The 24,508-nt window shown below is 70.5% G+C and carries 23 protein-coding genes and 1 other RNA gene; 21 read left to right on the top strand and 3 right to left on the bottom strand.

Annotation, left to right across the window (positions count from 1 at the left end; translation table 11 throughout):
• Positions 1-68: 68 nt before the first annotated feature.
• The 8 genes from ftsE (at position 69) to dacB (ending at position 7,033) form a co-directional block, all read left to right on the top strand.
• Positions 69-758, top strand: coding sequence for a cell division ATP-binding protein FtsE (gene ftsE / locus DEJ49_RS13590; RefSeq protein ID WP_150168509.1), 690 nt, complete (start codon positions 69-71; stop codon positions 756-758).
• An 83-nt stretch (positions 759-841) separates the two neighbouring features.
• Entirely contained in the window at positions 842-1,759 is a 918-nt protein-coding gene (ftsX, locus tag DEJ49_RS13585) for a permease-like cell division protein FtsX (RefSeq protein WP_150168507.1), read from the top strand.
• Positions 1,760-1,837: 78 nt separating this feature from the next.
• Entirely contained in the window at positions 1,838-3,043 is a 1,206-nt protein-coding gene (locus tag DEJ49_RS13580; RefSeq protein ID WP_150184367.1) for a S41 family peptidase, read from the top strand.
• 18 nt (positions 3,044-3,061) lie between these two features.
• Positions 3,062-3,583, top strand: coding sequence for an SsrA-binding protein SmpB (gene smpB / locus DEJ49_RS13575; RefSeq protein ID WP_150168503.1), 522 nt, complete (start codon positions 3,062-3,064; stop codon positions 3,581-3,583).
• Between the two features lie 145 nt (positions 3,584-3,728).
• Positions 3,729-4,117, top strand: a transfer-messenger RNA (tmRNA) gene (gene ssrA / locus DEJ49_RS13570).
• A 169-nt stretch (positions 4,118-4,286) separates the two neighbouring features.
• Positions 4,287-4,559, top strand: a complete 273-nt coding sequence (locus DEJ49_RS13565) for a hypothetical protein (protein WP_150184366.1) — start codon at positions 4,287-4,289, stop codon at positions 4,557-4,559.
• Positions 4,556-5,338, top strand: coding sequence for a collagen-like protein (locus tag DEJ49_RS13560; RefSeq protein WP_150184365.1), 783 nt, complete (start codon positions 4,556-4,558; stop codon positions 5,336-5,338). The genes DEJ49_RS13565 and DEJ49_RS13560 overlap by 4 nt, the downstream gene beginning before the upstream one ends.
• 90 nt (positions 5,339-5,428) lie before the next feature.
• On the top strand, positions 5,429-7,033 hold the full coding sequence (dacB, locus tag DEJ49_RS13555; RefSeq protein ID WP_190329345.1) for a D-alanyl-D-alanine carboxypeptidase/D-alanyl-D-alanine-endopeptidase: 1,605 nt from the start codon (positions 5,429-5,431) through the stop codon (positions 7,031-7,033).
• Here the strand turns inward: dacB and DEJ49_RS13550 are convergent.
• A complete protein-coding gene (locus DEJ49_RS13550; protein WP_150184364.1) occupies positions 6,945-8,207 on the bottom strand; it encodes an MFS transporter in 1,263 nt (420 codons plus the stop codon). The genes dacB and DEJ49_RS13550 overlap by 89 nt on opposite strands.
• Positions 8,208-8,311: 104 nt before the next feature.
• On the opposite strand from DEJ49_RS13550, the gene DEJ49_RS13545 reads away from it, so the two are divergent.
• The 5 genes from DEJ49_RS13545 to DEJ49_RS13525 all read left to right on the top strand — a co-directional run bounded on the left by DEJ49_RS13545 (position 8,312) and on the right by DEJ49_RS13525 (position 14,914).
• On the top strand, positions 8,312-9,334 hold the full coding sequence (locus DEJ49_RS13545; RefSeq protein WP_150184363.1) for a LysR family transcriptional regulator: 1,023 nt from the start codon (positions 8,312-8,314) through the stop codon (positions 9,332-9,334).
• Positions 9,335-9,489: 155 nt separating this feature from the next.
• Positions 9,490-10,293: a hypothetical protein gene (locus DEJ49_RS13540; RefSeq protein WP_150184362.1), complete on the top strand. Its 804-nt coding sequence runs from the start codon at positions 9,490-9,492 to the stop codon at positions 10,291-10,293.
• Between the two features lie 158 nt (positions 10,294-10,451).
• Positions 10,452-12,656: a glycosyltransferase gene (locus DEJ49_RS13535; protein ID WP_150184361.1), complete on the top strand. Its 2,205-nt coding sequence runs from the start codon at positions 10,452-10,454 to the stop codon at positions 12,654-12,656.
• On the top strand, positions 12,653-13,921 hold the full coding sequence (locus DEJ49_RS13530; RefSeq protein WP_150184360.1) for an acyltransferase family protein: 1,269 nt from the start codon (positions 12,653-12,655) through the stop codon (positions 13,919-13,921). The genes DEJ49_RS13535 and DEJ49_RS13530 overlap by 4 nt, the downstream gene beginning before the upstream one ends.
• Before the next feature lie 396 nt (positions 13,922-14,317).
• Positions 14,318-14,914, top strand: a complete 597-nt coding sequence (locus DEJ49_RS13525) for a hypothetical protein (RefSeq protein ID WP_150184359.1) — start codon at positions 14,318-14,320, stop codon at positions 14,912-14,914.
• 139 nt (positions 14,915-15,053) lie between these two features.
• On the opposite strand, the gene DEJ49_RS13520 is transcribed toward DEJ49_RS13525, so the two are convergent.
• Complete coding sequence (locus DEJ49_RS13520; protein ID WP_150184358.1) at positions 15,054-15,704, bottom strand: NAD(P)-dependent oxidoreductase; 651 nt, start codon at positions 15,702-15,704, stop codon at positions 15,054-15,056.
• A 41-nt stretch (positions 15,705-15,745) separates the two neighbouring features.
• Positions 15,746-16,762 carry an EamA family transporter gene (locus DEJ49_RS13515; protein ID WP_223832819.1) on the bottom strand — a complete coding sequence of 339 codons (1,017 nt, stop codon included), beginning with the start codon at positions 16,760-16,762 and terminating at the stop codon, positions 15,746-15,748.
• A gap of 136 nt (positions 16,763-16,898) precedes the next feature.
• Between DEJ49_RS13515 and DEJ49_RS13510 the strand changes: the two genes are divergently transcribed.
• The 8 genes from DEJ49_RS13510 to DEJ49_RS13475 all read left to right on the top strand — a co-directional run bounded on the left by DEJ49_RS13510 (position 16,899) and on the right by DEJ49_RS13475 (position 24,445).
• A complete protein-coding gene (locus DEJ49_RS13510) occupies positions 16,899-17,417 on the top strand; it encodes a MarR family winged helix-turn-helix transcriptional regulator (protein ID WP_150184357.1) in 519 nt (172 codons plus the stop codon).
• Positions 17,418-17,655: 238 nt separating this feature from the next.
• Positions 17,656-18,324: a hypothetical protein gene (locus DEJ49_RS13505; RefSeq protein ID WP_150184356.1), complete on the top strand. Its 669-nt coding sequence runs from the start codon at positions 17,656-17,658 to the stop codon at positions 18,322-18,324.
• Entirely contained in the window at positions 18,315-19,361 is a 1,047-nt protein-coding gene (locus DEJ49_RS13500; protein WP_223832818.1) for a hypothetical protein, read from the top strand. The genes DEJ49_RS13505 and DEJ49_RS13500 overlap by 10 nt, the downstream gene beginning before the upstream one ends.
• A gap of 160 nt (positions 19,362-19,521) precedes the next feature.
• A complete protein-coding gene (locus DEJ49_RS13495) occupies positions 19,522-20,865 on the top strand; it encodes an MFS transporter (RefSeq protein WP_150184355.1) in 1,344 nt (447 codons plus the stop codon).
• A 119-nt stretch (positions 20,866-20,984) separates the two neighbouring features.
• Positions 20,985-22,181: a uroporphyrinogen-III synthase gene (locus DEJ49_RS13490; RefSeq protein WP_150184354.1), complete on the top strand. Its 1,197-nt coding sequence runs from the start codon at positions 20,985-20,987 to the stop codon at positions 22,179-22,181.
• A 197-nt stretch (positions 22,182-22,378) separates the two neighbouring features.
• Positions 22,379-22,972, top strand: a complete 594-nt coding sequence (locus DEJ49_RS13485) for a CGNR zinc finger domain-containing protein (protein WP_150184353.1) — start codon at positions 22,379-22,381, stop codon at positions 22,970-22,972.
• A 103-nt stretch (positions 22,973-23,075) separates the two neighbouring features.
• Positions 23,076-23,651, top strand: a complete 576-nt coding sequence (locus tag DEJ49_RS13480; RefSeq protein ID WP_150168481.1) for a sigma-70 family RNA polymerase sigma factor — start codon at positions 23,076-23,078, stop codon at positions 23,649-23,651.
• Positions 23,648-24,445 carry a zf-HC2 domain-containing protein gene (locus DEJ49_RS13475; RefSeq protein ID WP_150184352.1) on the top strand — a complete coding sequence of 266 codons (798 nt, stop codon included), beginning with the start codon at positions 23,648-23,650 and terminating at the stop codon, positions 24,443-24,445. Before DEJ49_RS13480 ends, DEJ49_RS13475 begins: the two co-directional genes overlap by 4 nt.
• The last annotated feature ends 63 nt before the right edge of the window (positions 24,446-24,508 follow it).

The following is a 24,508-nucleotide window of genomic DNA, read 5'->3' as shown; positions in this document are numbered from 1 at the left end:
GACTGCGCTCGCGTACCGGGTTCGCGTATGGTCACGCTCACCTACCCCCGGCAACCCGTGGTGCATCCGTGATCCGATTCGACAACGTCTCCAAGGCCTACCCGAAGCAGTCCCGCCCCGCGCTCAGGGATGTCTCCCTGGAGATCGAGAAGGGCGAGTTCGTCTTCCTGGTGGGATCCTCCGGCTCCGGAAAGTCCACTTTCCTGCGTCTCGTCCTGCGTGAGGAGCGCACCAGCCACGGCCAGGTGCACGTCCTGGGCAAGGACCTCGCGCGCCTGTCCAACTGGAAGGTGCCGCACATGCGCCGCCAGCTGGGCACCGTCTTCCAGGACTTCCGGCTCCTGCCCAACAAGACCGTCGGCGAGAACGTCGCCTTCGCGCAGGAAGTCATCGGCAAGTCCCGCGGCGAGATCCGCAAGTCCGTGCCCCAGGTCCTCGATCTCGTGGGCCTCGGCGGCAAGGAGGACCGGATGCCGGGCGAGCTCTCCGGCGGTGAGCAGCAACGCGTCGCCATCGCGCGCGCGTTCGTCAACCGGCCCAAGCTCCTCATCGCCGACGAGCCGACGGGCAACCTCGACCCCCAGACGTCCGTCGGCATCATGAAGCTGCTCGACCGGATCAACCGCACCGGCACCACCGTCGTGATGGCCACCCACGACCAGCAGATCGTGGACCAGATGCGCAAGCGGGTCATCGAGCTGGAGAAGGGCCGCCTCGTCCGCGACCAGTCTCGCGGCGTGTACGGCTACCAGCACTGACGGCTCGGTTCGCCCGAGTCGGCAGGTCAGCTCGCCCGTTCCGTCTGATCCACCTGATCAATCTGATCCACTGAAAGGCCGCCATGCGCGCCCAGTTCGTCCTGTCGGAGATCGGCGTCGGTCTCCGCCGAAATCTCACGATGACCTTCGCGGTCATCGTCTCCGTAGCGCTCTCGCTCGCCCTGTTCGGCGGCTCGCTGCTCATGCGTGACCAGGTGAGCACGATGAAGGGCTACTGGTACGACAAGGTCAACGTCTCGATCTTCCTGTGCAACAAGGCCGACGCCGAGCAGGACCCCAAGTGCGCCAAGGGCGCCGTCACGAATGAGCAGAAGGACCAGATCCTCGGCGATCTGAAGAAGATGCCCGTCGTGGACAAGGTCGTCCACGAGTCGGCGGACGAGGCGTACAAGCACTACAAGGAGCAGTTCGGGGACTCCCCGCTGTCCAGCTCGCTGACGCCGGACCAGATGCAGGAGTCGTTCCGCATCAAGCTGAAGGACCCGGAGAAGTACCAGGTGGTCGCGACCGCCTTCTCCGGGCGTGACGGCGTGCAGGCCGTGCAGGACCAGAAGGGCTATCTGGACAACCTCTTCGGGCTGTTGAACGGCATGAACTGGGCGGCCGTGGCGGTGATGGCGCTCATGCTCGTCGTCGCGCTGATGCTGATCGTCAACACCGTGCGTGTCTCGGCGTTCAGCCGCAGACGCGAGACCGGCATCATGCGGCTCGTCGGCGCGTCGAGCTTCTACATCCAGATGCCGTTCATCATGGAGGCCGCGGTCGCCGGTCTCATCGGCGGCGGGCTCGCCTGCGGCATGCTGCTCGTCGGCAGGTACTTCATGATCGACCACGGTCTCGAACTCTCCGAGAAGATCAACCTGATCAACTTCCTCGGCTGGGACGCGGTCCTGGCCAAGCTGCCGCTGGTGCTCGCGATCGGCCTTCTGATGCCCGCGCTTGCCGCGTTCTTCGCGTTGCGCAAGTACCTGAAGGTGTGACAAGAGCCCTCAGCGTGGCAGGGCGTCGTGCGGTTCAACCCACCGTGCGGCGCCCTTCGTTGTCCTAGACTCACCGTCATGTCAGGCCTCGACCGGTTCGCCGAACGGTTCTCCGGGCCCCGCCGCATCCGCCGCGGGGCGACCCTGACATTGGTCTTCGCGAGCGTCCTCGTCACCGGCGCGGCCACCGGCTCCTGGAGCGACGCGGCGGACGACGGCCGGAATGAGCCGCCCCCCGCCCTGCGTTCCGACGCCCTCGCGGCGCCGCAGGGCGAGGCCCACACCGGCGACACCGCCGACAAGGCCGCCGACGCCGCCGCGGAGGCGATGGCCGACGGCAAGTCCGGCAAGGACGCCGCCGAGGAGGCCGTCAGCCGCAGCGGGGACCGCTGGGGGTCGGTGTACTCGCCGGGGGAGTTCCAGGAGTTCGAGAAGGCGCTCGACGGCGCGTACACCGGCGTGGGGCTCTGGGCGCGGCGCGCGGCCGACGGACACATCGAGATCTCCAAGGTCCAGAAGGACGGCCCCGCGGCGCGGGCCGGCATCCGCGAGGGCGACCGGCTGCGCTCCGTCGACGGCGAGCGCGTCAAGGGCCGCCCCGTGACCGACGTCCTCTCCATGCTGCGCGGTGAACGCGCGGGCACACCGGTGGTCCTCGGCCTGGAGCGGGGCACGCGCGCGTGGAGCGCGAAACTGCACAGGGCGAGGCTCACCACGGACTCCGTCACGGTCACCGAGGCGTCCGACGACGCCGTCACGATCAAGGTCGACGCGTTCACCAAGGGCTCCGGAGAGGCCGTGCGGAGCGCGGTGCGCGACGCCCCGGAGGGCGCCGGGATCCTGCTCGACCTGCGCGGCAACTCCGGAGGCCTGGTCTCGGAGGCGGTCACCGCCACCTCCGCCCTGGTCGACGGCGGCCTCGTCGCGACGTACGACGTGCGCGGCGAGGAGAAGGCCCTGCACGCCGAGCGCGGCGGCGACACGGACCGGCCCGTGGTCGCCCTCGTCGACGGCGGCACGATGAGCGCGGCCGAGCTGCTCACCGGCGCCCTCCAGGACCGCGGCCGCGCCGTGGTGGTGGGCACGAGGACCTTCGGCAAGGGGTCGGTCCAGATGCCGAGCCGGCTGCCCGACGGCTCCGTCGCCGAGCTGACCGTCGGCCACTACCGCACCCCTTCGGGGCGGGCCGTCGACGGGCGGGGCATCACCCCGGACCTGGAGGCCGAGGACGGGGCCGAGAAGCGGGCCGAGACGGTATTGACTGGCCTCGGACCCCCCTCGTAGTGCGAAAATGGCCGCACTATGGCGAAGGAAAAGGTAAAGCGCAAGGCCGCGAAGGCCGCTGAGAAGGCACCCGCCCGGAAGATGGTCGCGCAGAACAAGAAGGCGCGGCACGACTACCACATCCTGGACACGTACGAGTGCGGCCTCGTCCTCATGGGCACCGAGGTCAAGTCACTGCGTCTCGGCCGTGCCTCCCTGGTGGACGGGTTCGTGCACATCGACCGCGGCGAGGCGTGGCTGCACAACATCCACGTCCCGGAGTACGTGCAGGGCACGTGGACCAACCACTCCGCCACGCGGAAGCGCAAGCTCCTGCTGCACCGCGCGGAGATCGACAAGCTGGAGTCGAAGTCCCAGGAGACGGGTCACACCATCGTGCCCCTGGCCCTGTACTTCAAGGACAGCCGGGTCAAGGTCGAGATCGCGCTGGCCAAGGGCAAGAAGGAGTACGACAAGCGGCAGGCGCTCAAGGAGAAGCAGGACCTGCGCGAGACGAACCGCGCGATCGAGGCGGCCAAGCGGCGCCAGCGCGGCGCCTAGCCCGCGGACCCCGACGGGCCACGGACCCCGACGGGCCACGGACCTCACGGACCCCGCGGGAATTGGCTGGCATCGTCGGGCGTTGGTCACGTACGATGGGTACCGCACCTCACCGAAGGTGCGGGATGTATTGAAAAATCAACATGGGGATGATCGGTTTCGACAGCGGATGTCGAAGCAGGGGAAGCGAGCCGAGGAAGCGGCAATGATCTCGTAAACCATATGTCGCAACCAATAATCGCCAATTCTAAGCGCGATTCCCAGTCCTTCGCTCTCGCTGCCTAATAAGCAGTGACTGAAGGACCCTAAATGGGTGTCAGCCCGGGAGTGTTCCCGACCCGGATCCTGGCATAATCTAGGGAACTAAACCATCGAGCCCGGTCACGGGGTTCGATGGGAAATCAAACAGTGACTGGGCCCGTCGGAGACTTGTTCGCGAGATCTCCGGGGCCGAGAAAATCGAAGCGAACTGCGCTCGGAGAAGCCCTCCTTTTGCACCGTTGGACGCGGGTTCGATTCCCGCCATCTCCACAATTCCCATGTGCGGCGAAAGCCCTCTGGCCCCAGGCCAGGGGGCTTTTTCCATGCCCGGACGCCGAAAGCACATCCTCCGGTCATGTGACTCGTTAGTGCAACTAGTCCAGGTTCGCGGCGGCCGGGCGGCTCGCGCCCGGCCGAACAGGCAGGAGCAGGAGGCAGGCGCTTGGATGCCACCGTCACTCTCTTCGGCTCCGTACTCGCCACCCTGGGGGTTCTGGGCGCGGCAGTGGTGGCGTATCTCGGCAAACGCGGTGAGAACGCGGTCATGGGGTTCTCGAACCTGACGGAGAAACTCCAGATCGAGCGGGACCGGCTGGAACGCCAGGTCGCGGAGCGCGACGCGAAGTTAGCCGAGTTGAACGCACTGCACGCGCACGACCAGAGCGAGATCGCACGGCTGCTCATGGACAACCAACGGCTCGGAGGCACGCCGTGACCCAGCTCGAGCGACTCCTGGCCCACCGCTGGCGCACCGTCTTCCTCGTCTGCGTGCTGCTCGCCCTCTCCGGCGTCGCGGCCATCCTCTGGGCGCGGATCGACGCCGGGGACCGCCGCGCCGATCAATTCGCGACGGAGGCCGACCGGCGCGGAGAGGCCGTCTCCACCCTCGCCCGCGATGTACGCACCCTGCGCGCCCAGGTCCGTGCGCACGGCGACACCCCCGCCGCACCGGACCCCTCCGACGCCATCGACGACCTGCTGGGCCGGGTCAAGGTCCCCGCCGGCACCCCCGGCGAGGACGGGAAGCCCGGCGAGAAGGGCGCGCAGGGCAACGGCGGACAGCAGGGCGAGGCCGGAGAACAGGGCGACGCGGGGGAGCGCGGCGACCGGGGCCCCCAGGGGGAACCGGGCGAACCGGGTGCACCCGGTGCCTCCGGAGAGCCGGGAAAACCCGGTGAGCCGGGCGCGGCGGGGCAGGACGGCCGCACCGGTGACCAGGGGCAGACGGGACCGATGGGACCGGCCGGGCCGCCCGGTACGGACGGCGCCGCCGGGCCGGCGGGCCCCCGTGGCGAGCGGGGTGAGAAGGGCGATCGGGGCGAGAAGGGCGAGCCGGGGTCCGCCTGCCCGGACGGGTACAGCCTCCAGGCGCCCGCCGACGACCCCGACGCCCTGGTCTGCCGCCGCGCGAACAACGGCCCGACAGGACCAGCCCCCGCCCTGACCCTCCTGGCCGCGTTGCCGCCCCAACGACGCCGCCTGCAGGACCACTGAGCCGCACGACCGGACCTTTCGTACGTCCCGCGACACGCGGCCGGAGTGGGGTCTGTTGCGGGGCGGCCGAGTCCGGGATGCTCCAGGGTCATGAGTAGACCCGTGAGACGCGTCAACACCCGCATGCGCCACTGGATCTGGCCCGCCGTGCTCGCCGTCGCGGCGGCCGGGCTCTCCGCCGGAACTCCGGCCGGCGCGGACTCCGACCGGTCGGGGCTGCCCGAAGCCATCGACACCATCCTCGGCGACCCGCGCATGGAGGGCGGCGTGGCCAGTGTCGTGGTCGCCGACTCCGCGTCCGGCGACATCCTGTACCAGCACCTCCCCAGCGGCCGCCTGATGCCCGCCTCCAACACCAAGCTGCTCACCTCCGCCGCCGCCATGGAACTCCTCGGCCCCGGCCACCGGTTCACCACCGACGTACGCACCACCGCGCAGCGGCGCGGCTCCGAGCTGCGCGGCGACCTCTACCTTCGGGGCACCGGCGACCCCACGACCCTCGCCAAGGACTACGACCAACTGGCCGCGAAGATCGCCGACTCGGGGATCAAACGGGTCGCCGGGCGGCTCGTCGCCGACGACACGCGCTTCGACAGCAAGCGCATCGGCGACACCTGGGGCGGCGACGACGAGTCCTCGTACTACGCCGCGCAGATCAGCGCGCTCAGCGTCGCACCCGACACCGACTACGACACCGGGACCGTCATCGTCGAGGTCTCGCCCGGCGCGCGGGCCGGGGCCGAGCCACGCGTGCGCGTGACGCCGAAGACCGACTACGTGGACATCGATCTGCGGGCGACCACCGTCGCGCAGGGCGGCGCCGACACCATCGCCGTGGAACGGCAGCACGGCAAGAACGTCATCACCGTCAGCGGCACCGTCCCGGTCGGCGGGGACACCACCAAGGAGTGGGTCACCGTCTGGGAACCCACCAAGTACGCGGCCGCCGTCTTCCGCGACGCCCTCGCCGCCCACGGCGTGAAGGTGAGCGGCCCGACCCGGGCCGGGATCGCCACCCCGAGGGACGCCCGCAGGCTCGCCACGCACGACTCGATGCCGCTCAAGGACCTCATGATCCCGTTCATGAAGCTGTCCAACAACATGCACGCCGAGAGCCTCACCAAGGCCATGGGCCACAAGGCGACCGGCAGGGCCGGGAGTTGGGACGACGGCATCGCCGCCATCGGCGGCTACCTGAAGACCGCGGGCGTCGACCCGGGCAAGATCCGCCAGGTCGACGGCTCCGGGCTCTCGCGCAAGGACAACGTCGCGGCCGAGCAGTACATCAAGCTGCTGCGTTCGGCGAAGGGCGAGCCGTGGTTCGCCGACTGGTACAAGTCCCTGCCGGTGGCCTGCGACCCGGACAAGTTCGACGGCGGCACGCTGCGCACCCGGATGTGCGGGACCCCCGCCGCCCTCAACGTCCACGCGAAGACCGGGTCGTTGACGGGCGCGTCCGCGCTGTCCGGCTACGTGAAGGACAAGGACGGACGCGAACTGGTCTTCAGCATCATCCTGAACAACTACCTGGCCTCCTCCGTGAAGGCGCTCGAGGACGCGATCGTGGTGACCCTCGCCTCCTCGACCGCGGACAAGGCCGTCCCGGTCACGCCGCGTTCGACACGTGCGGTGGAGCGGGACGGCGGCGACGGGGCCGAGCTCGAGTGCTCGTGGCGCAAGCCTGCGCGCTGCTGAGCAGCAGGGCGCAGCAGGCGGCGGCGACCGGCACGCCGTAGCTCGCGGCGGTGCCCAGGTGCTCCACCGCCCAGCCGCCGCCCGCCGCGCCGCAGGCGATGCCCCCGAGGATGCCGGTCACGGCGAGGGTCATGCCCTCGTTCAACCGGCCCTCGGGGGTGCGGTGTTGCACCAGCGTCATGGCGGTGACCATCGCGGGGGCCGTAGCCATCCCCGCGCACAGCAGCGCCCCGGCGAGGACGATCAGCGACCCGGTCGACACCGCCGCGAGCAGCGGCAGCGGCATGAGGCCCGCCATCGCGGCGGCGCACAGGACGTGACGGCGGCCGAGTGACCCGCGCGGTTCCACGGCTCCGTAGACGAGCCCGGCCGCACAGGAACCCGCGGCCTGGAGGGCGAGGACCGGACCCGCGGCCGACTTGTGCCCCTGCCCGTCGGCGTAGGCGATCGTGACGACTTCGAGCGACCCGAAGACGGCACCCGTGGCGAGGAAGCCGATCAGCAGGGCGGGTATCCCGCGCGCGCGGAGCAGCGATTTCGCCGCGGCGGACGTGTCCGTACGGTCCCGACGGCCCTGTGGCGGGGGCTCCGTCGCCCGCTGCGCGGCGAAGACGAGGACGCCGGTCACCAGCAGGATCACCCCGATCACGGTGCCCGCCTGCGGAAAGAGCGCGCCGCACAGGAACGCGGCGAGGACGGGACCGAGCATGAAGCAGAGCTCGTCGGCGGCCTGCTCGAAGGAGTTCGCGGTGTGCACGGCCTGCGCGTCCCCCTTGAGGAGGTGTGCCCAGCGGGCCCGTGACATGCCGCCGGTGTTGGGCGTCGTGGCGGTGGCGGCGTACGACGCGAACAGCGTCCAGTCGGGCGCTCCGTAGCGCACGCACAGCACCAGGGAGAGCGAGCCGAGCGCGGCGATCAGGGTGGCGGGGACCGCGACGCGTGCCTGGCCGTGGCGGTCGACGAGCCGCGCCGTCCAGGGCGCCACGACGGCGGTCGCGGCGAGGCCGGTCGCGGTGACGGCGCCGGCCAGGGCGTACGAACCGCGGGCGCCGGAGATCATGATGACGGCGCTCACGCTGAACATGCCCATGGGGAGCCGTGCGACGAGGTTGCCGAGGGTGAAGGCGGTGGCGCCGGGTATCGCGAAGAGGCGGGAGTACGGGTTGTGGGGCATGCGCCCACCCTCACCGGGGGCGCCGGGCGGGGTCCAACACCTTCCGAGCGCCCATTCACGCACTCTCGTTGTCAGTGCTCGTGACGGCTGTATAGGTTCCTGCGATGACCCCGGAACCGCGAGTCGTCGCCCCACAACGCCGTGATGCACGCCGTGACGTGGACCCCAGGCTGCTGCGCGGCTTCGTCGCCGTGGCGGAGGAGCTGCACTTCACCCGGGCGGCCGCGAGGCTGTACGTCGCGCAACAGGCCCTGAGCCGCGATGTGCGGCGCCTGGAACGGGAGTTGGGGGCCGAGCTCTTCTCGCGCACCACGCGGCAGGTCACGCTGACCGCCGACGGCGAGCGGCTGCTGCCGTACGCGCGGCGCGCCCTGGAGGCCCAGGACGACCTGGTCGCCGCCGCCACGGGCGCGGCACGTCCGCTCCTCGTCGATCTGAACAGCCCCGGCCTTGCCTTCGGCCGGATCCTGGAGCGGGCCCGCGCGCTGGTCCCCGAGTGCGAGCTGATGGCCCGCTTCGAGAGCGGTCTCGCCGGTTCCGCCGCCGAGATCGTCGCCGGGCGGCTCGACGCGTCCTTCGGGCGGTACGCGGGGCTCGACCCGGCGCTGCGGGCCGGGCTCGACCACCAGCCCGTGCGGTACGAGCCGATGGCGGTGCTGCTGCCCGCCGGTCACCCGTTGGCGGAGCTCGACGAGGTGCCGCTCGACGCGCTCGCGGGGGAGACCGTGTACGCGGGCGCGGGCAATCCGAGGACGACGGAGTGGACCGACCTCGCGCGGCTGCTGTTCGAGGGGCGGGGCGACGAGGGATGTGGCATTGAAATCGCGCCACCCGCGCCTCTCGCCGTCGGGCCCGAGGAATTCGAACGAGTCATGGCGAAGAATCGAAATCCGGTCCTGGCCGTAGTGGACTTTCCGGCTATGCCCGGGGCCGAGCTGCGACCGCTCGTCGACCCCGTGCCGCTGTCCCCCGTGTCACTGGTGTGGAGAAAAGGTCTGGTTCACCCGGGTATCTCCGCCTTGCGGGAGGCTGCGGCGTCCCTCGCCGCCGAGGAAGGGTGGCTGGAGAGACCGGCCGATGGATGGCTTCCCGCCACAGATTCACTCATCATGATGAGCCTGAACTGACTGAAAAACAGGCCCGTCACTCCGCGCTACATTCATGGCCCGAGTGCAGTGTGATAGTGGGGGCGCTCGGATCGGGTGGGGGGCCGGTCCGGACGGCGGGCATCCGTGGGGTCGTACGCGCACCCGAGTCAGTGATGTGGGGGTTGTGCGTACGCATGGAAACTTGGCGTGAAGATGCCCTACCCGGACACACCCATGATCCGAACGAGGTCACCGTTCAGATCGACGGCCTGGGCCGGAAGCTGGCGGACCTGTCCGCCGACCCCGGCCGCGGAGCCGCGGCCGAAGGGCCGGTCTTCGTCGACGAGACGGGGCGCCGGAGCCGCAGGTTCCGCCGGTTCGGGATGGTCGTCGGCGTCGTCTGCGCGGTCTACGCGGCGGTCATAGTCGGCACGTTGTTCTCCGGCAGCTCCAGTGCTCCCTGGCTGCCCATGCCGGAGCCCAAGGCGGAGAAGCCCGCGAGCAAGGTGGACACGCCGGGCGGCCCGGCGGCAGCCCTCGACCCGTCCGCCTCGACCGACTCGTCGCCGTCGCCCGGCGCGTCGGACGACGGCACGGACAAGCCGGGCGGCCCCGGTGACGGCGACGGTGTCGACGGCGGGTCCGACCCGTCCCGCACGGACGCGTCCGGCGACCGCCCCGGCACGAACCCCGGCTCCGGTACGACGAAGGGCGGCGACCCCGACCCCGGCACGGACCGGACCGGCGGCGACGGCACCGCGGTCGACCCGACCGCGGGCTCCGGCAACGCCGACCCCGCGCCGCCCGACCCGGTCGACCCGCCCGTCGATACGCCCGTCGACCCGCCCACGCAGCCGTCGCAGCCCGCCGGGAACGGCGGGAGCGGTGGCGATGGGGGCGGCAATGGTGGTGGCGGGGGAGGCGGCGGCAGCGCGGAGGTTCCCGTCGGGTACACGCCATCGGCGGGGGAGCCCTCCGCGGAGGCCGTGCGGTCCTGACGGCCGCTTCACCGCGTCGTGACGATCGCCCAGCCGTCGGGACGGATGCCGCACACACACCCACATCCGCATGTCCCGCACGTCCCTTCGCCTGCAGGCGCTCCCCGCACCTCTGCGCCTCCCCGATCCCCTTGCACGTCCTCGGAGGACGCACTGCCATGAACGCCCGCACCACCCGGGGCCGCTCGCGCGGCAAGCGCCGGGCCAAGCCGCCCGCCAGTGCCTGGCGCCGCCGCCTGCCCATGCGTTACCTGCTGCCCTCACTGCTGCTCGTCGCGCTGCTCGCGATGCTGATGCTGCGCGGGTACGTGCACAGCGAGATACTCGCCGACCACCGCGTCAGACCCACCGCCCCCACCGACCACGTGCCGCGGAAGATCCTTGAGGGCGGCCCGGTCATCGACACCCGGCACGGGCGCGAGACCACGCTGAGCGTCCCCGACCACCGGCTCGTGCTCACCTTCGACGACGGCCCCGACCCGGAGTGGACCCCCAAGGTCCTCGACGTACTGAAGGAACACGACGCGCACGGCGTCTTCTTCGTCACCGGCACCATGGCCTCGCGCCATCCGGACCTGGTGCGGCGCATGGTCGACGAGGGCCATGAGGTCGGCCTGCACACGTTCAACCACCCTGACCTCTCCTACCAGTCCGAGCGCCGCATCGACTGGGAGCTCACGCAGAACCAGCTCGCCCTCGCCGGGGCGGCGGGCATCCGGACCTCGCTCTTCCGCCCGCCGTACTCGTCGTTCGCCGACGCGATGGACGACAAGTCGTACCCCGTGACGAAGGCGATAGGCAGCCGCGGCTACCTCACCGTCGTCAACAACACCGACAGCGAGGACTGGAAGCGCCCCGGCGTCGACGAGATCATCCGCCGGGCGACGCCCCAGGGCGGCAAGGGCGCCATCGTCCTCATGCACGACTCCGGCGGCGACCGCTCCCAGACCGTCGCCGCGCTCGACCGCTTCCTGCCCGACCTGCAGAAGCAGGGGTATGAGTTCGGCAACCTCACCGAGGCGCTGAACGCACCCAGCGCACACACCGAGGTCACCGGCGTCGAGCTGTGGAAGGGCAAGGCCTGGGTCTTTCTGGTCGGTGCCTCCGAGCAGGTCACCGACGGTCTCGTCGTCGCCCTCGCCGTCATCGGCGTCCTCGTCTTCACCCGCTTCGGCCTGATGCTGCTGCTCTCCGCGGTGCACGCGCGCGGGGTGCGGCGACGCGACTTCCGCTGGGGCCCGCAGATCACCGAACCGGTCTCCGTCCTCGTCCCGGCGTACAACGAGGCGCAGTGCATCGAGGCGACGGTCCGTTCGTTGACGGCGAGCGACCACCCCATCGAGATCATCGTCATCGACGACGGCTCGTCGGACGGCACGGCCCGCATCGTGGAGGGCCTGCGCCTGCCGAACGTACGCGTGGTGCGGCAGCAGAACGCGGGCAAGCCCGCCGCCCTCAACCGGGGCATAGCCAACGCGCGCTTCGACATCATCGTGATGATGGACGGCGACACCGTCTTCGAGGCGTCCACCGTCCGCGAACTCGTGCAGCCCTTCGGCGACCCGCGCGTGGGCGCCGTCGCGGGCAACGCGAAGGTCGGCAACAGGGACTCGCTGATCGGCGCATGGCAGCACATCGAGTACGTGATGGGCTTCAACCTCGACCGCCGCATGTACGACATGCTGCGCTGCATGCCGACCATCCCGGGCGCGGTCGGCGCGTTCCGGCGCTCCGCCCTGGAGCGGGTCGGCGGCATGAGCGACGACACGCTCGCCGAGGACACCGACATCACCATGGCGCTGCACCGCGACGGCTGGCGCGTCGTGTACGCGGAGAAAGCGCGCGCCTGGACCGAGGCCCCGGAGTCGGTCCAGCAGCTCTGGTCGCAGCGCTACCGTTGGTCGTACGGCACGATGCAGGCGATCTGGAAGCACCGCCGCGCGGTCGTCGAGGCAGGACCCTCGGGCCGCTTCGGCCGGATCGGCCTGCCGCTCGTCTCCCTCTTCATGGTGCTGGCCCCGCTCCTGGCACCGCTCATCGACGTATTCCTCCTGTACGGCCTGGTCTTCGGCCCCACCCGGAAGACCGTCGTGGCGTGGCTCGGCGTGCTGGCGGTGCAGGCGGTCTGCGCGGCGTACGCGTTCCGCCTCGACCGCGAGCGCATGACCCACCTGATCTCGTTGCCCCTGCAGCAGATCCTCTACCGGCAGCTGATGTACGTGGTGCTGCTGCAGTCCTGGATAACCGCCCTCACCGGAGGCCGCCTGCGCTGGCAGAAGCTGCGGCGCACGGGAGTGCTGGAGGCGCCCGGGACCATTCCGCGGCAGCGGACGGGCAGCCATGATCGGAGTCCCGTCGCATGAGTCACAGTTCTGGATACGTACCGGAGCACGCGCCGACGGTGTTGGCGGAGACACCAGTTGACCGGGCCGAGAAGGCCGGCGGCCGGGACCGCTACCTGGATCTGCTCCGCTCCCTCGCGCTCGTCCGCGTCGTCGTCTACCACCTCTTCGGCTGGGCGTGGCTGACGATCGCGTTCCCCTCCATGGGCGTGATGTTCGCGCTGGCGGGCTCGCTGACGGCGCGCTCGCTGAAGCGTCCCGCGTGGGGTGTGATCAGGGGCCGCATCCGTCGTCTGCTGCCGCCCATGTGGGTGTTCAGCGCGGTGGCGCTCGCCCTGCTCCTCGCGGGCGGCTGGAACGTCTCGGAGGACCCCGATCAAGGGGGCACGTGGGGCGTGGTGTCCCTGCTCAACTACGTGTTCCCGGTGGGTGCCCCGCCGTTCCCGTGGAACCTGGGCGAGAAGGCGGGCCTCCTGGAGGACACGTGGCCCGCGCAGGCGGCGGGCCCGCTCTGGTACATCCGCGCGTACCTGTGGTTCGTCATCGCCTCCCCGCTGCTGCTCCGGGCGTTCCGCAAGATGCCGTGGGCGACGCTGCTCGCACCGCTCGCGCTGACCGCGGTGGTGGGCACGGGCGTCGTCACGATCCACGGCGAGACGGGCAACGCGGTCTCGGACTTCGCGGTGTACGGCAGCTGCTGGGTCCTCGGCTTCGCGCACCACGACGGCCTGCCCGCCAGGGTCCCCCGCTACTTGGCGGTGTCGGCCTCGGCCCTCATCATGGCCTTCGGGCTGTGGTGGGCGTCGGGCCACCTGGGCCCGGACGGCTGGGACCTGAACGACATCCCGCTGGCGCAGGCGACGTGGTCGTTCGGCTTCGTGGTCATCCTGCTCCAGTACTCGCCGTCCTGGCAGGAGTTGCCGGGCAGACTGGCGAAGTGGGACAAGCTGGTCACGCTCTCCAACAACCGCGCGGTGACCATCTATCTCTGGCACAACTTCCTCATCATGGCGACGGTGCCGATCATCGACCAGGCGTACGACCTGCCGTTCATGGAGAACGAGCAGTGGAGCTCGGCGCTCGACACGACGTACATGCTGTGGATGACGCTGCTGATCTGGCCGCTGATCGGCCTGATGGTGGTCGCGGTGGGCTGGGTCGAGGACTTGGCGGCGAAACGGCGGCCGAGGCTGTGGCCGACCGGGCCGAGCGGTGCGACTGGGACGCAAGGTCCGCGCAAGGCGGGCAGCCGTCGACGGGCACGCTCGGGCCGGTCTTCACAGTGACCACGCAATGACGTTGTGCGAACGTTACGCGGGGAGTGTGCGTCCGCAATGGCTTGAAATGCCGCGGTAAAAGGGGGCGTTCGGTGCGGGTGGGGTGTGGTTCATGTACCCCTTGAGGGGTGGCGAAATTCGCTGAGGTGAACGAGGAGGGGCTGGGTCGGTTGCGGGGGGAGGGGGGCGAGGTTCCGGACTGGACTCACGCCCTCCGTTACCCGCGCCGCTGCACCCACCGTCCCCCGCATCGCAATAGCGAACCACCCACGCCTCGTGGACGGTAACGATCTCGACGCTGCGTGTAGCGGACTCCTAAGCTGGCGGCTCTTCCCCGCCGTACGCGCCGGACGCGCCGGACGACCGCATGCCGCGTGGCGGGCCCACCCTCTGCCAGGAGTTCCTTTGCTGTACAGGAAGACCGCGCTGCGCATCGCCGCGCCCGTCGCCGTGCTCGCCCTCGCCCTCACCGCCTGCGGCGGCGGTGACGACAAGAAGGCGGACGACAAGAAGGCGGACGCCCCCAAGTCGCAGAACAAGCCCGCGGAGCCGACCGCTCTCAAGGCCGGCGAGACCACCACGGGTCAGGTCAAGGAGGACAAGGCCACTGTCACGTACGACGTCGCGGCGGAGAAGATCGACGTCGGTACGGCGGCCGAGACCAAGAAGCTGGTCTCCGACCCGAAGCAGGCGAAGGGCCTGGTCGTCGCGACCGCCCACATGAAGATCACGCACAAGGCCGGCGCCCCGCTCACGGACACGCCGGACGTGGCCGAGACGACGGAGATCTACGCGGACGGCACCCGCGGCGGCCTCCTCATCGGTGCCGCCGAGGACGCGCCGGGCTGCGAGGACGAGCTGGACCTGGAGGGCTGGAAGAAGGGCGAGACGCACGAACTGTGCGAGACGTACCTGATCCCCGAGGGCTCGAAGAACCTCGAGGTCCGCTGGTCGGCCAAGGAGGACGGCAAGCAGGTGACGTGGAAGGTACCGGGGAAGTAGCGGCTGCGCGCACGTAGCTGCCGTGGGCGGCGGCTACGTCGACGGGTCGTCGTCCGGGCATCGCGGTGGGTCGCGATGCCCGGACGTGTTGTTTCCTTGCGGGGTCGACGTGCGGTCGACGTGCGGACGGGGGTGGGGGTCAGTAGCCGATCGTGAAGCGGGTGCGGTGGTGGGTGGGGGTTTCCGCTTCGTCCAGGAGTGCCGCCGCCAGGTCCTCCATGGAGATGGACGAGTTGCCGTCCGCGGCCACGAGGAGTTCGTCCTTGCCGAGGCGGTACTTGCCCGTGCGCGTGCCCGGTTCGAAGAGGGCCGAGGGGCTGATGTACGTCCAGGGCACTCGCGTGTCGGCCGTGCGCAGCGCCTCGTACTGGGCGTTGGACGCCTCGGCGATGTGGCGCCAGGCCGCGGGGACGTACCGCGGATCGTCGATGGCGAGGCGGCCCGCCGTGCCGGGGACCGTCAGGCTGCCGGCGCCGCCGATGACGATGAGGCGTACGTCGCCGGGGGTGGCGGCGAGGCCGGACAGGAGTGAGCGCGTGATCGCCGGGTGGTCGCGCTCGTGGCCGGGGGCGGGTCTCGTGGCGTTGACGACGACGTCCTGGCCGGTACTCAGGTCCGCCACGTGCGCCGGGTTCTGTGCGTCGCCGGTCCGGTGCTTCGCGTCCGGGTGCAGTGCGGGGTAGCGGGACGGGGTGCGGACCACGGCGGTGACCTCGTGGCCGCGGGCGAGCGCCTCGTTGACGACGCGGCTTCCGGCGTTTCCGGCTGCTCCGAAGACGGTGATGCGCATGGGGTGGCTCCTTGGGAGGGGGGAGGGGCGGGCGTCGGGAGTCATGCGCGGGGTGTCTGGCGGCGGGCCTGGCCGAGCACCACGCTTCCCAGGACGAGGACCAGTCCGGCCACCTGCCACACGGTGAGCGTCTGCCCGAGGATCACCAGGCCGGCGAGTGTCGCGACGACCGGGTTGGTGAGGCCGAGGAAGGAGACGGAGGAGGCGGGGAGGCGTTCGATGCCGCGGAACCAGAGGGCGTACGCGAGGGCCGTGCCGATGATGCCGAGGTAGGTGTATCCGGCGACGTTGGCCCCGGTGAAGTGGTCCGGGAGGCCCTCGGCGGTGAGGGCGATGGGCGCGAGGACCAGTCCGCCCGCGGTGAGCTGCCAGCCGGTGAGGGCGAGCAGCGACGTGCCTTCGGGGCGGCCCCACCGCTTGCTGAGCACCACGGCGAGGGCCATCAGCGTGGTCGCCGTCAGCATCGCGGCGATGCCCGCGAGGTCGACCGTGGCGCTGCCGCGCAGGACGAGGAGGGCGACGCCCGCGACGCCGACGAGGCCCGCGAGCAGTGTGCGTCGGGTGGGCCGCACCTTCAGTACGCCGATGCCGAAGCCCGCGACGAGCAGTGGCATGACGGCGCTGATCGTCGAGGCGACGCCGCCGGGCAGGTGGTAGGCGCCGAAGAAGAGGAGCGGGAAGAAGGCGCCGAAGTTGAGGATGCCGAGGACGGCGGCCTTCCACCACCAGTCGCCGCTCGGCAGCCGCCGGGTCAGGGCGAGCAGGATGAGCCCGGCGGGCAGCGCGCGGAGGGCGGCGGCGAGCAACGGGCGGTCCGGGGGGAGGAGTTCGGTGGTGGTGACGTAGGTCGTGCCCCAGGTGGCGGGGCCGATGGCGGCGAGCGCGGCGAAGCCTGCGGCGGTTTTGGTGGAGGGGCGGGCGGTGCGGGGGGCCGCGGGGCGGGCCGGGGGGTGGTTGCGGGCTGTTCGACGTTCTGTTCCACGGTGGAAGTCTGCGTCCGGCGCGGTGTGTTGATGCTGGTGCTCTTGATCCTGGTATCGGACATGACGGTCCCCCACGGTCCCCTCGGTTTTCCCTGAACGCTGTTATTCTTAACGTTGAGATAAATATGGACCCCGGGTCTGCGAACGTCAAGTATCTGAACGTTGAGAGATTGCCGTGCGGGGGCGCCGGAACCGAGAGCGGAGACACGCGATGACCGATCACGACGACGCCATCGACGAACTGCGGGGTCAGTGGCGCCGCGAGCGCCCCGACCTGGACCTCGCGCAGCTGGACGCGATGGCGCTGGTCGGCCGGATCAAGCGGGCGGACCACCTGCTGAGCAAGGGGATGAAGCGGGTCTTCGTCGAGTACGGCCTCGAGTTCGCGGAGTTCGACGTCCTCGCCACGCTGCGCCGGGTCGGCGCTCCGCACGAGCTCACCGCGGGTGGGCTGTTGAAGACCGCGATGGTGACGTCCGGCGCCATCACGAACCGCCTCGACAAGCTCGAACGCAAGGGCCTCATCGAACGCCACCCGGACCCGAACGACCGCCGCGCCATCCGCGTCCGCCTCACGGACGCGGGCCGCGACCTGGTGGACCGCGCGGTGGTCGACCACATCGCGAACGAGGAGCGGATGCTGGCGGCTCTGTCGGCGGATGAGCGGGCGGCCCTCGACGGGGCGTTGCGGCGACTGCTGGTGTCGCTGGGGGACACGCACCTGGGGTGAGGGTGCGCCAAGGCGGCCGGTTGCTGTTACGGGCTGCGAACGGGTGCTCTCGCCCCTTGCCGGGGCGGTCCGTGACCAACTGGGCGTATCCGGTGAGTGTTTTGCGCCGGCGGTGCGGGTGCGCGGAGGGTATGTCCGCGTATGCCTGGTGCGGGGTGAGGGCTCGACGTGACCTGCCCCTTCCTCCGTGGATAGCTTGGTTCACTGCAGAGAACCCTCCCCTCACCAGGAGCTCGTAGTGAACCGTCGTCCTGCCCTGCTCTCAGCGGCCGCCTTGGCTGCTGCGGCCGTCCTCTCGCTCTCCTCCTGCGGAGGCGGTGGCGACGACTCCAAGGACAGCGACAAGATCGCGGGCGCCGACAGCGGCGCGTCCACGTCGGCCGCGCCGTCGCCGAAGGCATCGGACGACGGAATCGACCGGCCCGAGATCAAGCTTCCGAAGGACGTGAAGAACATCTTCGAGGGCCGCAAGACCGGCGACGCGAAGAAGGACGCGGTACTGGCCGACAACGAGCGGCGGATCGAGTCGGTCGACGAGGCCATCACAGGGGAGGCGAAGGACCACCCCGCGCTGAAGTTCTATTCGGCGGGGGACGCACTTCTGTCGGCGGCCAAGTACGTGGAGGGGTACCACAAGGACGGCAAGAGCTTCGAGGGGACGACCCGGTACTTCAACCGACAGGTCACGTTCCTCAAGGGTGGCGCCGCTGCGGTGACGTACTGCATGGACGACACCCAGACCTATCCCAAGGACCGGAAGACGGGCAAGGTCGACAGGTCGTCCGGGAACGCTCCGGCCACCGCGAAGGACTACGTCTTCTACAACACCCGCCTGGAGAAGAACGACTCCGGCGTGTGGCAGACGACGCGCGTGGCCAGCGAGAAGGCGGCAAAGGAATGCGCGTAGCGGACAAGGGCACGGCCGGCCGCTGGACGGTTCCTGTAATGGTGCTGGCCCTGGCCGCACTCCCCGGTACCGCCGCTTACGCCCGCGGCGGGCACGAGGCGACGGGCACGACGGAGAACTCGTCGGCGGCGGGGGGACGCCAGGACCGTAACCTCACCGTCCAGACCAAGATCCAGACGACCGTCAACGGCGCTCGCGAAAGCGCCAAGACCGGCACGCTCACCCCCGCCAACAGCAATTGGGACCCACCGGCCTGCTGGTACGAGCCCGCCTACTCGCCCAAGCAGATCCAGGCGACCATCAAGGCGATCCGGCAGGTGGGGATGCTCGGAATCGGCGAACTCGTGGGCGGGGTGTTCGACTCGTACTTCAAGGAAGGCCACCCCTACAAGAACTACAACCTCGACAAGCAAGGCAAGGGGCAGTTCTGGGCGGCGACCATCAATGACAAACGCAAGAACGACCCCGAGGCCAACTCCTGCAACAAGCTCCCCTTCTGGGTCAAGGACGGGGAGACGCCGAAGGAACCCCTCGCCGTCTCCCCGAAGATCCTCGCCGAGTACGCCTACGACGAACTCCCCGTGCCCAGCACCGACATAGAGCTGGCGCCCGAAGGCACGACGAAGGTGAACCTTCCGACCTGGGCCTGGTTGGACAAGGCGAAGTTCAAGAAGGTCTCCGTCACCGCGAGCATCCCCGGTTCCGGGCTCTCCGCGACCACGACGGCCGAACCCGTCTCCCTGTCGATCGACCCCGGGACGGAGGACGCCGAGACCTATCCCGCATCCGGTGAATGCCCCATCGAGGGCGGCAAGATCGGCGTACCGCGCGCCAAGGGCACGCCCGCCGACACGGATCCGCCGTGCGGCGTGAAGTACCTGCGCTCCTCGGACGGCGGCTCGTACGACCTCCGGGCCACCGTCACCTGGAAGATCAGCTGGACCAGCACCACCGGCGAGGGTGGTGACCTCCCCGCGGGGCAGTTCGGTGCCGACCAGCAGGTCGAGGTCGAGGAAGTGCAGTCCATCAACCGCTGAGCCGTGAGCGCCTGGGATCCCACCGCCTCACCACCCCCCACCCCACCCCCGTGAGCCCAACGTTCCCGCGTGGTCATCGGGCGGTACAGGGGGGAAACGCGGGGTCCCTAGCTTCGAGGGTGTCGGCCGCTGGTCGCGGACTACCCCTTGGAGGCGTGAGATGTGGATCGAGCGGTGGGAGCCGGAGGACGAGAGGTTCTGGAAGGAGGAGGGCGGGGAGAAGGTGGCCCGGCGGAATCTCGCGTTCTCCGTGCTGTCCGAGCACGTCGGGTTCTCCGTCTGGAGCCTCTGGTCGGTGATGGTCCTGTTCATGGGGCCGGAGTACGGGATCGACGCGGCCGGGAAGTTCTTCCTCGTGTCGATGGCGACCCTCGTCGGCGCCGTCGTCCGCGTGCCCTACACCTTCGCCGTCGCCCGGTTCGGGGGGCGGAACTGGACCGTCATCGCCGCGTCCCTGCTGCTCCTGCCCACCATCGCCGCGTTCGTGGTGATGGAGCCGGGGACCTCGTACAGCACCTTCATGGTGTGTGCGCTGCTCACCGGCGTCGGCGGCGGCAACTTCGCCTCCAGCATGACCAACATCAATTCCTTCTTCCCGCTCCGCGAGAAAGGGTGGGCGCTCGGGCTCAACGCCGGAGGCGGCAACATCGGCGTGCCCGTCGTGCAGCTCGTGGGGCTCGCCGTCATCGGGGCCGGTGGCGGACCCCGTGTCGTGCTCGGGGTCTATGTGCCGTTCATTGTTCTCTCGGCGGTCTGCGCCTACTTCTTCATGGACAGCATTTCCTCCGTCCGTAATGACACGGGGGCCGTCGCAGCCGCCGTTCGTGCACCGCATACGTGGATCATGTCGTTCCTGTACGTGGGGACCTTCGGGTCGTTCATCGGGTACGGGTTCGCCTTCGGGCTCGTTCTGCAGACGCAGTTCGGGCGTACGCCGCTGGAGGCCGCGCAGCTCACCTTCGTCGGGCCGCTGCTCGGCTCGCTCGTGCGGCCCGTCGGCGGGCGGCTCGCCGACCGGTTCGGCGGGGCCCGCATCACCCTGTGGAACTTCCTCGGCATGGGCGCCGCGACCGGCGTCGTCGTCACCGCCTCCGTGCGCGAGTCGCTGCCCCTCTTCGTCGGCGCCTTCGTCGCGCTCTTCGTGCTGACGGGGCTCGGCAACGGATCCACGTACAAGATGATCCCCGGGATCTTTCAGGCCAAGGCCGAGGCCCGGGGGCTCACCGGGGAGGACGCCGCCGCCGAGGGAAGGCGGCTCTCCGGTGCGGCCATGGGGCTGATCGGCGCCGTCGGCGGACTCGGCGGGCTCGGCATCAATCTCGCGCTGCGGCAGTCCTTCCAGACGGTGGGCTCCGGCACCGGCGCCTATGTCGCCTTTCTCGCCTTCTACGGCGTCTGCGCCGGGGTCACCTACGTCGTATACCTTCGGCGGCGACCGGTCGCCCGTACGGCCGCGACAGCCGACACTGGGGAGAAGTCGCAGCCCAGCTACGCCGGTGTGTGACGGCGGTCTTGAACCGGCACGGGCGCGTCACACGTAACACGACGGACATCGGGGGGAACCGAGGGTGTCACGCGCCGTTGACAGGCTCGGTCGTCCGCCCATGAGGACGAGAGCAGCCTATGCACGCCACACCCGGGAATGACCCCTCCGCACCCAGGAACGATCCCTCGGCAACCAGGAATGATCCCACCGCGCCCGGCCCTCTCGCCGGGTTCACCGTCGGCGTCACCGCCGCCCGCCGCGCCGACGAGCTCGGCACGCTCCTCGAGCGGCGCGGCGCCACCGTCCTGCACGCGCCCGCACTGCGCATCGTGCCGCTCGCCGACGACAGTGAACTGCTCCGTGCCACCAAGCAGTTGATCGAGCGGGTGCCCGATGTCGTCGTGGCCACCACCGCCATCGGGTTCCGCGGGTGGATCGAGGCCGCCGACGGGTGGGGGTACGGGGACGCGCTGCTGCGCTGTCTGCGCGGGGTCGAGCTGCTCGCCCGCGGTCCGAAGGTCAAGGGGGCCGTACGGGCCGCCGGGCTCACCGAGGAGTGGTCGCCGTCCTCCGAATCCATGGCGGAGGTCCTCGACCGGCTTCTGGGGGAGGGGGTCGAAGGGCGGCGCGTCGCCCTTCAGCTGCACGGGGAGCCGCTGCCCGGCTTCGTCGAGGCCCTCCGGGCCGCCGGCGCCGAGGTCGTCATGGTGCCCGTCTACCGGTGGCTGCCCCCGGAGGACATCACACCCGTGGACCGGCTGCTCGACGCGGCCGTCGGGCGCGGAGTCGACGCGCTGACGTTCACCAGCGCGCCCGCCGCCGCGTCCCTGCTCGCCCGTGCGGAGGAGCGGGGCATGACCGACGAGCTGCTCGCCGCCCTGCGCCACGACGTGCTGTCCGCCTGCGTGGGGCCCGTCACCGCCCTGCCGCTGCAGTCCCTCGGCATCGACACGGTGCAGCCCGAGCGGTTCCGGCTCGGACCGCTCGTCCAGGTGCTGTGCCGTGAACTGCCGGGGCGGGCGCGGGTGTTCGACGTCGCCGGGCACCGGGTCGAGATCCGTGGGCATGCCGTCCTCGTCGACGACGAGCTGCGCGCCGTGCCGCCCGCCGGGATGGCCCTGCTCGCCGCCCTCGCCCGCCGGCCCGGCTGGGTCGTCGCCCGCGCGGAACTGCTGCGCGCGCTGCCGGGCGCGGGACGCGACGAGCACGCGGTGGAGTCGGCGATGGCCCGGCTGCGGACGGCCCTCGGCACGCCGAAGCTCATCCAGACCGTCGTGAAGCGCGGCTACCGGCTCGCCGTCGACCCGTCCTCGGGGTCCAAGTACGCGGGGTGAGGCCGCCGCATACGGCGATTGCGACCACCGCATACGGCGATTGCGGCCTCCGCGGCCGCCGCGACGGGGCAGGCGTTCTCGGGGAACCTGGTACGCCGGGTTCCGGACCCGCCCGGGGGAGTGCACTGTAGGGGTACGCAACGGCATTCACTCACCGGTGAGAACCTGTGTCATACCCCCAAGGCGGTGACACGCGCATGGCGTTGGGCACGGCCCCGGCTCCGTACGAGCTGCGATTCGACTCCGGGCGGAGCTGTCTGGACCTCGTGGCGACGAACCACCCCGTGGAACGGCTCGACTCCGTGGCACGGCTGCGCGCCTGGCTCGCCGGTGCGGGCCTCGTACCGGCGGAAGCGTTACTGCACGGCGCCGGGCCGCAGTGGCTCGCCGCCTTCCGCGAACTGCGCGCCCACGTCGGGCAGTTGGTGCTCGGCGAGATCGAGGGGCGGCCCCTCGCCGCCGCGGCCGCGCTCGACCGCGTCAACGCGCTGGCCGCCGCGGCACCCCCCGCCCCCTGCGCGGTACGCGCCGCCGACGGCACGCTCGTACGCGTCCTGCGCGGCGAACCCGGCTGCGCGGCGCTCGTCGCCGCCGTCGCCAGGGACGCCGTCGACCTCCTCACCGACCCGGTGGCCCGCGCGCTGCTCCGTCAGTGCGAGGGCGACAACTGCCCCATCGTCTACCTCGACACGTCCCGCGGGCGCCGGCGCCGCTGGTGCTCCAGCGAGGTGTGCGGCAACCGGGAGCGGGTGGCCAGACACCGCCGGAGGGCGGCGCTCGCCCGGCCGTGAACGGGATCCGCGACAAACACCGTTGAACACCCGGCTCCCCGCCTACGTACCTCCGTCGTGAGACCCGCCCGACCCGCCGAAAGCGCGGACACCGGAGGTACGCGTGCGCAAGGATTCCGCCGTGGCCGATGAGCGCCCGCAGCCGCACCGCCATCGTCTCGGCCGGCCCCCTGGTCCGGACGAGGAGTTGATGCGCGCCCTCTACCAGGAGCACGCGGGGCCACTGCTCGCCTACGTGCTCCGGCTGGTGGCGGGGGACCGGCAGCGTGCAGAGGACGTCGTGCAGGAGACGCTCATCCGTGCCTGGAAGAACGCCGGTCGGCTCAACAGTGCCACCGGTTCGGTCCGCCCCTGGCTGGTGACGGTCGCCCGGCGCATCGTCATCGACGGCCACCGCAGCCGGCAGGCCCGGCCGCAGGAGGTCGATCCGTCGCCGCTGGAGGTCATCCCCGCGGAGGACGAGATCGACAGGGCACTGTGGCTGATGACGCTTTCGGACGCACTGGAGGACCTGACTCCCGCACATCGGGAGGTACTTGTGGAGACCTACTTCAAAGGGCGTACGGTCAACGAGGCGGCCGAGACGCTGGGCATACCCAGCGGGACGGTCCGTTCACGGGTCTTCTACGCGCTTCGCTCGATGAAGCTGGCGCTCGAGGAGCGGGGGGTGACGGCATGACCGAGTTCCACAGCCACCACGGCGCGCAGCAGGACGACGACCTCCACGAGACCGTCGGTGCCTACGCCCTGGGGATCCTGGACGACGCGGAGGCGACGCGGTTCGAGGCGCACCTCGCCGGGTGCGGGTTCTGCAGGCAGCAGCTGGACGAGCTGTCCGGCATGGAGCCGATGCTGGCCGCCCTCGCGGACTTCCCGGGACCGCGCGGCGTGCCCGCCATCGGCGAGCAGCTCGCCGCCCGGCCGAGCCCCCGCCTCGCCGAACGGCTCGTCGCGGAGGTGTCCGCCGCGCGGGAGCACGGGCGCAGGCGCGGCCTGTTCCTCGTCGCGGCGGCGGTCGCGCTGATCGTCGGCGGCCCGCTCGCCGTCCTCGCGGTGACCGGTGACGACGGCGGTACGAAGGACGTGGCGGTCGAACCGCATCCCACCAGCCCCGCCGAGGACGCCTTCTTCCACCACATGGACGAGAAGGTACGGGCCACGGACCCGAAGACCAAGGTCAGCGCCACCGTCGGCACCGAGGCGAAGGCCTGGGGCACGCACGCCGTCCTGGAGCTGAAGAACGTCAAGGGCCCCCTGAAGTGCTCGCTGATCGCGGTCGGCAAGGACGGCGAGAAGGAGACGGTCAGCAGCTGGTCGGTGCCCGAGTGGGGGTACGGCATCAAGGACAGTCCGAACAAATGGGCGCGCAGTCCGCTCTACGTCCACGGGGGCGCCGCCATGGACCGCAACGACATCGACCACTTCGAAGTCACCACGTTCGACGGCGACCGGCTGGTCAAGGTCGACGCATAGGACACCGCTCGTGCACGACAAGTGCACAGGATGGGCCCCTTTCGCCTAAGGTGGACGGCTGCT

This window comes from Streptomyces venezuelae, from assembly GCF_008642335.1.
Taxonomy (GTDB): Bacteria; Actinomycetota; Actinomycetes; order Streptomycetales; family Streptomycetaceae; genus Streptomyces; species Streptomyces venezuelae_F.
This window is presented reverse-complemented; position numbering and strand designations above follow the sequence as displayed.

Bases quoted from the DNA above. Each gene is read 5' to 3' on its own strand.
- DEJ49_RS13545 (WP_150184363.1), top strand. From the start codon at position 8,312: ATGACCCCGGAACCGCGAGTCGTCGCCCCACAACGCCGTGATGCACGC.
- DEJ49_RS13500 (WP_223832818.1), top strand. From the start codon at position 18,315: ATGCGCGTAGCGGACAAGGGCACGGCCGGCCGCTGGACGGTTCCTGTA.
- DEJ49_RS13580 (WP_150184367.1), top strand. From the start codon at position 1,838: ATGTCAGGCCTCGACCGGTTCGCCGAACGGTTCTCCGGGCCCCGCCGC.
- DEJ49_RS13520 (WP_150184358.1), bottom strand. From the start codon at position 15,704: ATGCGCATCACCGTCTTCGGAGCAGCCGGAAACGCCGGAAGCCGCGTC.
- DEJ49_RS13495 (WP_150184355.1), top strand. From the start codon at position 19,522: ATGTGGATCGAGCGGTGGGAGCCGGAGGACGAGAGGTTCTGGAAGGAG.
- DEJ49_RS13490 (WP_150184354.1), top strand. From the start codon at position 20,985: ATGCACGCCACACCCGGGAATGACCCCTCCGCACCCAGGAACGATCCC.
- DEJ49_RS13540 (WP_150184362.1), top strand. From the start codon at position 9,490: ATGGAAACTTGGCGTGAAGATGCCCTACCCGGACACACCCATGATCCG.
- DEJ49_RS13535 (WP_150184361.1), top strand. From the start codon at position 10,452: ATGAACGCCCGCACCACCCGGGGCCGCTCGCGCGGCAAGCGCCGGGCC.
- DEJ49_RS13485 (WP_150184353.1), top strand. From the start codon at position 22,379: ATGGCGTTGGGCACGGCCCCGGCTCCGTACGAGCTGCGATTCGACTCC.
- DEJ49_RS13510 (WP_150184357.1), top strand. From the start codon at position 16,899: ATGACCGATCACGACGACGCCATCGACGAACTGCGGGGTCAGTGGCGC.
- ftsX (WP_150168507.1), top strand. From the start codon at position 842: ATGCGCGCCCAGTTCGTCCTGTCGGAGATCGGCGTCGGTCTCCGCCGA.
- DEJ49_RS13550 (WP_150184364.1), bottom strand. From the start codon at position 8,207: ATGCCCCACAACCCGTACTCCCGCCTCTTCGCGATACCCGGCGCCACC.
- DEJ49_RS13475 (WP_150184352.1), top strand. From the start codon at position 23,648: ATGACCGAGTTCCACAGCCACCACGGCGCGCAGCAGGACGACGACCTC.
- dacB (WP_190329345.1), top strand. From the start codon at position 5,429: ATGAGTAGACCCGTGAGACGCGTCAACACCCGCATGCGCCACTGGATC.
- smpB (WP_150168503.1), top strand. From the start codon at position 3,062: ATGGCGAAGGAAAAGGTAAAGCGCAAGGCCGCGAAGGCCGCTGAGAAG.
- DEJ49_RS13530 (WP_150184360.1), top strand. From the start codon at position 12,653: ATGAGTCACAGTTCTGGATACGTACCGGAGCACGCGCCGACGGTGTTG.